This is a genomic window from uncultured Streptococcus sp. (assembly GCF_938036805.1).
Taxonomy (GTDB): Bacteria; Bacillota; Bacilli; order Lactobacillales; family Streptococcaceae; genus Streptococcus.
Map to the genome: position 1 here is coordinate 1 of NZ_CALHWC010000037.1, position 9,626 is coordinate 9,626.

General features: G+C 36.2%; 11 protein-coding genes. All 11 read left to right on the forward strand.

The window, feature by feature from the left end; all coding sequences use genetic code 11:
• On the forward strand, positions 1–135 hold a 135-nt coding region (locus Q0191_RS10470), incomplete at its 5' end, for a hypothetical protein (RefSeq protein ID WP_367170154.1).
• Positions 132–530 carry an NUDIX pyrophosphatase gene (locus tag Q0191_RS01695; protein ID WP_297663246.1) on the forward strand — a complete coding sequence of 133 codons (399 nt, stop codon included), beginning with the start codon at positions 132–134 and terminating at the stop codon, positions 528–530. The genes Q0191_RS10470 and Q0191_RS01695, both read left to right, overlap by 4 nt.
• 98 nt (positions 531–628) lie before the next feature.
• Entirely contained in the window at positions 629–1,909 is a 1,281-nt protein-coding gene (locus tag Q0191_RS01700) for an O-acetylhomoserine aminocarboxypropyltransferase/cysteine synthase family protein (RefSeq protein WP_297663248.1), read from the forward strand.
• Positions 1,910–2,033: 124 nt separating this feature from the next.
• On the forward strand, positions 2,034–3,053 hold the full coding sequence (gene galE / locus Q0191_RS01705) for a UDP-glucose 4-epimerase GalE (protein ID WP_125447580.1): 1,020 nt from the start codon (positions 2,034–2,036) through the stop codon (positions 3,051–3,053).
• Between the two features lie 258 nt (positions 3,054–3,311).
• Positions 3,312–4,007 (forward strand): glycosyltransferase family 2 protein, encoded by a 696-nt coding sequence (locus Q0191_RS01710; protein ID WP_297663251.1) that lies wholly within the window; start codon positions 3,312–3,314, stop codon positions 4,005–4,007.
• A gap of 4 nt (positions 4,008–4,011) precedes the next feature.
• Positions 4,012–4,353, forward strand: coding sequence for a DUF2304 domain-containing protein (locus Q0191_RS01715; protein ID WP_005590613.1), 342 nt, complete (start codon positions 4,012–4,014; stop codon positions 4,351–4,353).
• Positions 4,337–5,620: a lipopolysaccharide biosynthesis protein gene (locus Q0191_RS01720; RefSeq protein ID WP_297663254.1), complete on the forward strand. Its 1,284-nt coding sequence runs from the start codon at positions 4,337–4,339 to the stop codon at positions 5,618–5,620. Before Q0191_RS01715 ends, Q0191_RS01720 begins: the two co-directional genes overlap by 17 nt.
• Entirely contained in the window at positions 5,610–6,614 is a 1,005-nt protein-coding gene (locus Q0191_RS01725; RefSeq protein WP_125447586.1) for a glycosyltransferase, read from the forward strand. The genes Q0191_RS01720 and Q0191_RS01725 overlap by 11 nt, the downstream gene beginning before the upstream one ends.
• A 22-nt stretch (positions 6,615–6,636) precedes the next feature.
• Positions 6,637–8,178: a DUF2142 domain-containing protein gene (locus tag Q0191_RS01730; RefSeq protein ID WP_297663257.1), complete on the forward strand. Its 1,542-nt coding sequence runs from the start codon at positions 6,637–6,639 to the stop codon at positions 8,176–8,178.
• Positions 8,179–8,192: 14 nt separating this feature from the next.
• Positions 8,193–8,861, forward strand: a complete 669-nt coding sequence (locus Q0191_RS01735; protein ID WP_125373234.1) for an excalibur calcium-binding domain-containing protein — start codon at positions 8,193–8,195, stop codon at positions 8,859–8,861.
• A 37-nt stretch (positions 8,862–8,898) separates the two neighbouring features.
• A partial coding sequence (locus Q0191_RS01740) for a glycosyltransferase family 2 protein (protein WP_297663262.1) occupies positions 8,899–9,626 on the forward strand: 728 nt, incomplete at its 3' end.

Sequence of the window (9,626 nt, forward strand, 5' to 3'; positions counted from 1 at the left end):
CATAAGAAATGGGGCGATGGGACAGTTCTGGCAGTCTCTGGCAGTGGAAACAGTCAAGAGCTCAAGATCAATTTCCCAGAAGTCGGTTTGAAGAAAGTGCTGGCCAGCATAGCACCGATTGAGAAAAAATCATGATGAGGCAGTCGATTGAAGCCTGGATCTTTCGTCCAGAGGATGGAGAAATCTTGCTCTTAAAAGTGGAAGCTGAGAAAGTTTCCTTTTGGCAGCCTATTACTGGTGGGATTGAGAGTGGCGAGAGCCCAGAAGAGGCCTGCCTTCGTGAAATAAAGGAAGAGACCGGCTTGGTCTTGGCTTGTTCAAACCTGACGGGTCTTGGGGATTTTACGGTAAAGATTGATGAAAATCTGTCCATCCATAAAAATCTCTTTCTAGTTCTGACAGAGCAGAAGGAAATTCAGATTTCTGATGAGCATGTAGGAGCTCAGTGGGTAGCTTTAGACAAAGTTTCGTCGCAGCTGTACTGGCCCAGCAATCAGGCGACTTTTGAGATTATAACTGAGAAGCTATAAGATATAGCTTCTCTTTATTTCTTTTGATAAGGAAATTCTATTAGTCAAGCGAGCCGTTTAGTGGTAGACTTATCACATAACTATAGTGAGGTGACCTTATGACACGTAAATTTAAATTTGAAACTCTGCAGCTTCATGCCGGACAGACAGTTGACCCGACAACCAAGTCGCGGGCTCTGCCTATTTACCAGACAACTTCCTATGTGTTTGATGATACTCAGGAGGGAGAAGACCTTTTTGCCCTACGCAAACCGGGCAATATCTACACTCGAATTACCAATCCGACCCTGTCTGCTTTTGAGGAGCGGATTGCGGCATTGGAGGGTGGAGTCGGAGCTCTAGCAACAGCTTCTGGTATGGCGGCTCTGACCTATACCATTCTAGCCTTGGCGCATGCTGGCGACCATGTAGTAGCAGCCTCTACCATCTACGGCGGCACCTTTAATCTGCTTAAGGAAACTCTCCCTCGCTATGGCATTACCACGACTTTTGTTGATATTGAAAATCTGGCTGAAGTAGAAGCGGCCATTCAGGACAATACAAAGTTGGTTCTGATTGAAAGCTTGGGCAATCCGCTGATTAATATCCCTGACTTTGATGCTTTGGCCGAGCTGGTTCATGCCCATAAAATTCCGCTGATTTCTGACAATACCTTTGCTACCCCATATCTAATCAATGTTTTTTCTCATGGAGTGGACATCGCAGTACATTCTGCGACCAAGTTTATCGGTGGTCACGGAACCAGCATTGGCGGTGTGATTGTGGACAGCGGTCGTTTTGACTGGGAAGCTTCTGGCAAGTTTCCGCAGTTCGTGGACCCGGACCCGAGCTATCATGATATCAGTTATACGCGCGATGTCGGAGCAGCAGCCTTTGTTACTGCTGTCCGGACTCAGCTCTTGCGCGATACGGGTGCAGCCATGTCTCCCTTCAATGCCTTTCTCTTCCTGCAGGGGTTGGAAACTCTCTCTTTGCGTGTAGAACGCCATGTGTCCAATGCCGAGAAGATTGTAGATTTCCTAGCAGGACATCCTAAGGTCGAGCAGGTCAATTATCCCAAGCTTGCCGACAGTCCTTATCATGCTTTGGCAGAAAAATATTTCCCTAAAGGCGTGGGCTCTATCTTCACCTTTAATGTCAAAGGAGCGGAGAAAGAAGCTCGAAAGGTTATTGACAGCCTAGAGATTTTCTCCGACTTGGCCAATGTAGCTGATGCTAAGTCCCTAGTCGTCCATCCAGCTACAACGACTCATGGTCAGATGTCGCCAGAGGCTCAGCTGGCAGCAGGCATTACACCAAATCAAATCCGACTCTCTATCGGCTTGGAAAATGTGGATGACTTGATAGAGGATTTGAGAATAGCTTTGGAAACTATCTAACAAATAATAGCTATGATTTAGAATATTTAGAAATTGAATTTTTAAATATTCTAATTTTTTTTTGAACATAATGAATTTTTGTGAGATAATGTCAGTATATTTTAATTAGTGAAGGTTAATTTAAATGAGACATAAAATTTTAGTTACAGGTGGGGCAGGTTTTATAGGTACTCATACTGTTATTGAACTAGTTAATGCTGGTCATGAAGTAGTAGTAGTTGATAATTTAATCAATAGCAACAAAAAAAGCATTGAAATTGTTGAAAAAATTGTTGGGCAAAACATTCCATTTTATATAGCAGATGTCTGTGATGAGGAAAAGTTGCTCGAAATTTTTATGAAAGAGAAACCTACAGGAGTTATTCATTTTGCTGCATTAAAGGCGGTAGGAGAGTCTACGGAAATACCTCTTGCATATTATAAGAATAATATCACAGGTGTTTTAACGCTTTTAAAAGTGATGGAAGAGGTTAATTGTAAAAATATTATTTTTAGTTCTTCAGCGACGGTGTATGGGGACCCTCACACAGTTCCAATTTTAGAAGATTTCCCACTTTCAGTTACAAATCCATATGGCCGAACAAAACTAATGACAGAAGAAATTTTGACAGATATTTATAAAGCCGATGTGAGTTGGAATGTAGTGATTCTTCGCTACTTTAACCCTATTGGTGCACATGAAAGTGGAGATTTAGGGGAAAATCCGAATGGAATCCCAAATAACCTTCTTCCTTATGTAACTCAAGTTGCAGTAGGGAAATTGCCATCAGTACGAGTATTCGGTAACGACTACCCTACAGTTGATGGAACAGGAGTTAGAGATTATATTCATGTTGTAGATTTGGCAAGAGGGCATGTTGCTGCGCTTCAGAAGCTAGAGGGAAAGTCTGGACTGAGTATTTATAATCTCGGGACAGGAAAAGGCTATTCTGTTCTAGAAATTATAAAAAATATGGAAAAAGCAGTTGGAAAGAAGATTCCGTTTGATATTACAGAGCGGCGTGCAGGGGATATAGCTTCTTGCTATGCAGATTCCAAAAGAGCTAAAGATGAACTAGGATGGGAAGCCAAGTTTGATATTGAGCGAATGTGTCAAGATGCTTGGCGGTGGCAGAGTAAGCATCCGAATGGTTTTGAAGATTAGGGTGTTTCAAGTGAAAATTTAGTTTCTTCTATAATTGATAGATAAATGCGAATGAATTCTCGAATTAGTGAATACTAAGCTGAGTTTGTTCGTATTTTTGTCTTATTTAGGCTTATAAAGTTAGATGTAAAGAAATATCAGTCTTTGAATATTCTACACTGTTCTATGCTTGAGCCTACTATAATCATTTATACAGTAGAAAATGAGGCATATATATTGTATAATAGGTGTAAACTATTTTAAGGAGAGATCAAATCAGTGAAATCTTCAGATTTGTTAATTATTATTCCAGCTTATAATGAAGAAGCATCAATTGTTAGTGTTGTAGATAATATTATTCAAAATTATTCTCAGTATGACTATATTATTATTAATGATGGTTCGAAGGATCAAACATCAGAAATTTCTCATGCTAAAGGCTATAATATTGTTGATTTGCCAGTAAATTTGGGTTTGGCAGGCGCTTTTCAGACGGGACTTCGATATGCTTATGAAAAAGGATATAAAAAAGCAGTGCAGTTTGATGCCGATGGCCAACACTTACCTGAATATATATCTATTTTAGAAGAAATGATTGATTCGGGGTATGAAATGGTGATTGGTTCTCGTTTTGTTACAGAAAAACGAGAAAATTCTCTCAGAATGTTAGGGAATACATTGATTAGTGGAGCAATTAAATTAACAACAGGCAAAACGATTAATGATCCTACATCAGGGATGCGGATGTTTTCTGAGAATTTGATTAAAGAATTTGCACTTAATATCAATTATGGACCAGAACCAGATACAGTTTCCTACTTAATTCGTCATGGGGTAAAGGTCGCAGAAGCTCAGGTACGGATGGAAGAACGTCAAGCAGGTGAAAGTTATCTGACGCTTTCGCGTTCTATTCAGTATATGACACATATGTTTGCATCTATTTTGATTATCCAAAACTTTAGAAAGAGAGGTTAAAATAATGACGATTTGGTTTCAAGTTGTATTAACTATTGTATCTATTTTGACATGTAGTTTCATTTTGCGTAGTATCAGAAAATCACAAGTTCAAATTAATGATGCCTTATTTTGGATATTTTTCTCAATAGTTTTATTAGTTTTCAGTATTTTTCCAAAATTAGCAGAAAAAATTGCGAATGCCTTAGGAATAGTTTCAGCCGTTAACTTTATCTTTTTATTCATTATTTTTTTATTGTTGATTAATCAGTTTCAACTAACTTTAAAGTTATCAAAATTGGATACAAAATTTAAAAATTTAGTACAGATAATTGCATTGAGGAATAAAGATGAAGATACGCACTGATCCATCGGATAAAGAAATATATTTTTGGAATTTGTTGGGAAATTTAGCAGCATCTGGGGTATCTGTATTATATCTTTTAATTATCACAAGATTGAGTTCTGCTAAAGTAGCAGATCAATTTAGCCTAGCTAATTCCATCGGAACACTATGGATAGTTATCGGTTTATTTCAAGTTCGAAATTATCAAGGAACGGATGTAAAGCAGCGGCATAGTTTTATAGGTTATTTTCAGACTCGTATCCTCACAATTACGATAATGATACTTACCTTGTTTCCATATTTATATATAATTGGTGAAGGCCGTTATTCATTAGAGACTCTTCTATTGACCTTTCTTATGATTCTTTATCGCATGTGGGATGCAGTATCAGATTTATTTCAAGGATTGTTTCAACAAAGAGAGCGTATGGACATTGCTGGGAAAACAATGTTTATTCGATATTCTACGAGTGTTCTAGTATTACTAATAACATTGCTACTATCTGAGTCTGTTCTGCTTGCTTTGCTTTCTTTAGTTATGTGGAATGGGCTACTCATTTTTTTCTACGAGATGCGTTTTGTAGCTTATTTCGAAAAAATTCAAGTCCGAGAATTGTTGTCTACTCGCTATAAAAAAGATATAAAGGATATATTGTTAGCTTGTTGGCCACTATTTGTAAATGGATTTATTTTGTTATATATTTTAAATGAGCCTAAAATAATCATTGAAAAAGGTCTTAATCAGGGCTTTTTACAAACTGGAATGCAACGTGATTTTAATATTCTGTTTATGCCTGTCTTCTTTATGAGTCTTATTATTTTAATTGTTAGACCCCTGATTACAAAATTAGCCATTTTATGGAATAAAAAAGAATATAAAGAATTCTCATTAATTATAAAAAGATTATTAGGATTCCTATCTTTAGGCGGTTTGTTCGTCACATTTATAGCTTATTTATTCGGTGTGCCTGTACTTAGTTTAATATTTGGCGTGGATTTGAACAGGTATGTACTTCCTTTTACTATTCTGATATTCTCAGGAGTTTTATATGCTTTAGCAATTGTTTTTGAGAATATTTTAACGATTATACGGAAACAGCATCTTTTAGTTGGCTTGTATATTATTCTTTTGATACTTACTAAATTGATCACAGAACCATTTATTTATCAAAAAGGTATGCTTGGTGCCGCGATTAGTTTTTTTATTGTTATGTTAGTTTATTTATTTGGAATTGCAAGTATTTATTTTTTAGCAAGTAGAGATAAAGGAAGTAAAAATGAAATATGATTTAACGGTGATTATTCCTGTTTATAACACTGAAAAATATTTGAGAAGGTGTTTAGATAGTATTGTCCATCAGGAGGAAATAGAAAAGTGTTCATTGCGAGTACTCTGTATCAATGATGGCAGTACCGATAATTCAGAAAATATTATTAGAGAATATGTTGAAAAATATCCATTTATTGAATTGTTTTCAAAAGAGAACGGGGGGGTATCAGATGCTAGAAACTATGGTCTTGAACAGACCAAGTCTAGTGACTACATAACATTTATTGATCCAGATGATAGTATCTATAAAAACTATTTAAAGGAGTTTATGTTTGCCAAAGGAAAGGATGTTATTTATTTTGATATTGATCTGTTTGATAATGCTGAAAAAACAATAAAACATTTAAAAGTTAATCCTTTCTATGATTCTACCGCTACTACAAATAATATTCGTCTTTTTATGCTTACTAAGCATGCATCGTGGACTAGAATTTACAAAAGCTCACTTATAGAATCGTATCGTTTTCCAAAGGGAAAGATTTATGAAGACATCGCTCTTATGCCTTTTGTTACTTCAAAATGTTCGGATGTTTCATATATACAAAAATATTTATATAAATATACAGTGAATACTTCTAATTCCATCATGAATTCAAGTAAGTCTAATATTTTTGATATTTATGATGCCTTAGAATATCTTTTCTCTTTATTTGGTGATGAATTTGAAATGTATAGAGAAGAATTACAATATCTAGCCTTGGAGCATTTATGTGTAGGGCATACTTATCGGTTATTAAAATACCCTAAGGCAACGAAACAAGATTTTAAAGACATCATTTTATTTATGGAAAAATATTTTGGAAAAAATTGGGAAAGAAATAAATACATTAAACAAGGAATTCAAAAAGTAAATATAAATTCTGCATTAGCATATGTGGTTCCATTATTTTTGAAAATTTTGAAATATAGATGTTTCAGTTTATTACTGGTTATGAAACATAAAGTCAGTTAAATATAAAAGGATGAGTGGATATATGTTTGATGGATATTTTAAACACTTCCTTCATTTTGCACAACAATATTGCTTAGCAATAGCTGTTAATGTAAAAAAAAGATGGAAATATTTGTTGCTATTATGGCTCGTGGTTTTAGCTATATATGTTTATCTAGGTGGCTCGATTATTTTTATACCTAAAACATTATTAATCATAACGGGGCTAATTGGCAGTTTAGCTGTTTGTGTAGATGGGAAAATACATAATAAAGTATGTACAATGATTATCTTGATGGGGAGCATCTTTGCTTTCATAACTCCAGTTTTGGACGCTCCAGATGAGACTGCTCACTATTCGCGGGCTTTGTATATATCTGAAGGACATCTTTATTTACCTAGTAAACCAAAGGAATTTCAGGTTTCTAAAGATGTGGTTATAGCGGATAAAGTTATGAAAACACCTCTAATAAAATCGGGATTAGATAAGGTGCGAACATCATCAGATAAAGCCTATTATCCGAAATTTGTTGCAACGAATGCTTCCTCTTTTGTTCCATACTTACCTCAAGTAGTAGGTATTTTAATAGCAAAAATTCTGGGACTAAGTGTGTTTGCATCTATAGTCTTGGGAAGACTCTCTAACTTAATTGTGTATTCATTATTGGTAAGATTGGCTATAAAAAAATCTAACGGAAAAGAGTTATTATTCTCTACAATTGCCATGATACCGATGGCGGTTTATTTAGCTTCGTCTTTTAGTACTGATGGAATGGCGAATGGTTTAACTTTCTTACTGTTGGGAACATTTTGTAGTTTGGTAGGTCAGAATAAAGTGGATATGAAAGATATTTGTATTTTTGCATCTCTATGTTTATTAATGGCAACTATAAAACTTCCTTATGTCTTGATTGTTGGCTTATTATTATTCATTCCTAAAAATAAATTTAAAAGCCGTCATACATACTTGTATATATTTACTGCAATTGTTTTCGTTGCAATAATTAGTTTCCTATGGTTACGTTTATCTAGTGGAATTAATATAACTCAGGTAAATGATGTTGCGAATCCAGTTGAAAAATTAAAGTACACTTTCGCCCACTTAAAAACATTTTCGCTATTTTCTTTTAAAGAGATAATTAATTTAATTCCAAATTTACTCCCGTCCCTATTTACATTTGGTTGGTTAAGCTATGGTTTAGGAAATCTTATGTGGTTTTATCTTCCTTTTATTGCTTGTATCATATTTATGATTCCGCAATATAATCCATTACCTACTTTTAGTAAGTTTGGAACATTGTTAGTAGGTTTCGGTATAACATTGGGAATTTTGATGACAGCCTATCTGATGTGGGGAAAAGTAACGGAAATGAGTTTTAATGGGATTCAAGGACGATATTTTATTGGAGTCATACTTTCAATGGGATTAGCATTAAATGTTTCGCACTTCTATGTTCCTACACCTGTCGTCTTGACTAATGAGGAAGAAGAGAGGAGGGATAGTCTCGTATTATTCATTGCGTTGTTATTTATTGTTATGTCAATAGTATTGACAATTTTAGAATATTATGGTGTCAAAGCCTAGTTAAGGAGTTATAAATGAAGAAAGTTTATATTTTTATTGCTGTATTGCTATCTATGGTGTTTATAAACGTTTTGTCAGTAAGTGCAAACGATGGTGGAGTAGAAATGTATAGAATGTATAATCCAAATAGTGGAGAACATTTTTATACAGCAAGTTGGAATGAAAAAGAGATGTTGGTAGGTGTAGGGTGGCACTACGAGGGAATCGGTTGGATTGCTCCTCTGGAAGGTCAAGATGTTTACAGAATGTACAATCCAAATGCGGGTGATCATCACTATACTCTGAATGCAAATGAACGAGATTTCTTAATACGAGCTGGTTGGAGATATGAAGGAGTTTCATGGAAATCTTCAGGTCAGCATCCGTTGTATAGATTATATAATCCTAATGCAAAAGCTGGTAGTCATCATTATACTTTATCTGAAGGAGAGAAGGACTATTTGGTTCAAGTAGGATGGCGTTATGAAGGGATAAGTTGGAATGCTATCGGGCTGGGCAAACCAGTTTCTCATTCATCTAATAACTCTTCTGTAGAAAATCACTCGGGTACAATATCAGAAAGTGGAATTTATCCTAATTGTGAAGCTGCTAGGAGAGCAGGAGTTACCCCTATTTATCGTGGGCAACCGGGTTATAGTAGCAAGTTAGATAAAGATGGAGATGGAGTAGCGTGCGAAAAATGAGATAATTTATTGTCTATGTGTGTAGGAAAGGAAGAATATGACAATTTCAGTGATTGTTCCATGCTTCAATGAAGAAGAGTCTATTCCTCTGTTTCATGAAGCTATGGAAGCGGTGAGATATCAAATCCGTGACCAGTTTGAATATATTTTTGTCAATGACGGATCGACAGACCAAACCTTGGCTGTTTTGCGTGAGCTCAGCAGTCGCTGTTCAGATGTGCACTATCTGTCCTTTTCTCGCAATTTCGGAAAAGAAGCAGCCCTCTATGCTGGTTTACAAGAGGCGAGCGGGGATTTTGTGACGGTTATGGATGTGGACTTGCAGGATCCGCCCGAGCTCCTGATAGAGATGAAGGCCATGCTGGACTCTAATCCTGAGTTGGACTGTGTGGGGACTCGTCGGACTACTCGCGAGGGCGAGCCACCTATCCGGAGCTTTTTTGCCAATTTGTTTTATAAGCTGATTAACAAAATTAGTCAGGTAGAGATGGTAGATGGTGCGCGTGACTTTCGACTGATGCGCCGCCAGATGGTAGAAGCTATTCTGGAAGTTTCAGAGTATAATCGCTTCTCCAAGGGGATTTTTGCCTGGGTGGGCTTCAATACCGAGTACTTGGAATACAAAAATGTCGAACGAGTGGCTGGCAAGACCTCTTGGAATTTCTGGTCCCTCTTCAACTATTCCTTGGAAGGTATTGTCAATTTCTCTGATGCGCCGCTCAACATCGCCTTTTTAGGAGGTATCCTGTCTTGGATTTTAGCCTT

What these genes read in the sequence shown, in the direction of transcription:
- Q0191_RS01695 (WP_297663246.1), top strand. Translation starts at nt 132, where the DNA reads ATGATGAGGCAGTCGATTGAAGCCTGGATCTTTCGTCCAGAGGATGGA.
- Q0191_RS01730 (WP_297663257.1), top strand. Translation starts at nt 6,637, where the DNA reads ATGTTTGATGGATATTTTAAACACTTCCTTCATTTTGCACAACAATAT.
- Q0191_RS01715 (WP_005590613.1), top strand. Translation starts at nt 4,012, where the DNA reads ATGACGATTTGGTTTCAAGTTGTATTAACTATTGTATCTATTTTGACA.
- Q0191_RS01735 (WP_125373234.1), top strand. Translation starts at nt 8,193, where the DNA reads ATGAAGAAAGTTTATATTTTTATTGCTGTATTGCTATCTATGGTGTTT.
- Q0191_RS01700 (WP_297663248.1), top strand. Translation starts at nt 629, where the DNA reads ATGACACGTAAATTTAAATTTGAAACTCTGCAGCTTCATGCCGGACAG.
- Q0191_RS01725 (WP_125447586.1), top strand. Translation starts at nt 5,610, where the DNA reads ATGAAATATGATTTAACGGTGATTATTCCTGTTTATAACACTGAAAAA.
- Q0191_RS01720 (WP_297663254.1), top strand. Translation starts at nt 4,337, where the DNA reads ATGAAGATACGCACTGATCCATCGGATAAAGAAATATATTTTTGGAAT.
- galE (WP_125447580.1), top strand. Translation starts at nt 2,034, where the DNA reads ATGAGACATAAAATTTTAGTTACAGGTGGGGCAGGTTTTATAGGTACT.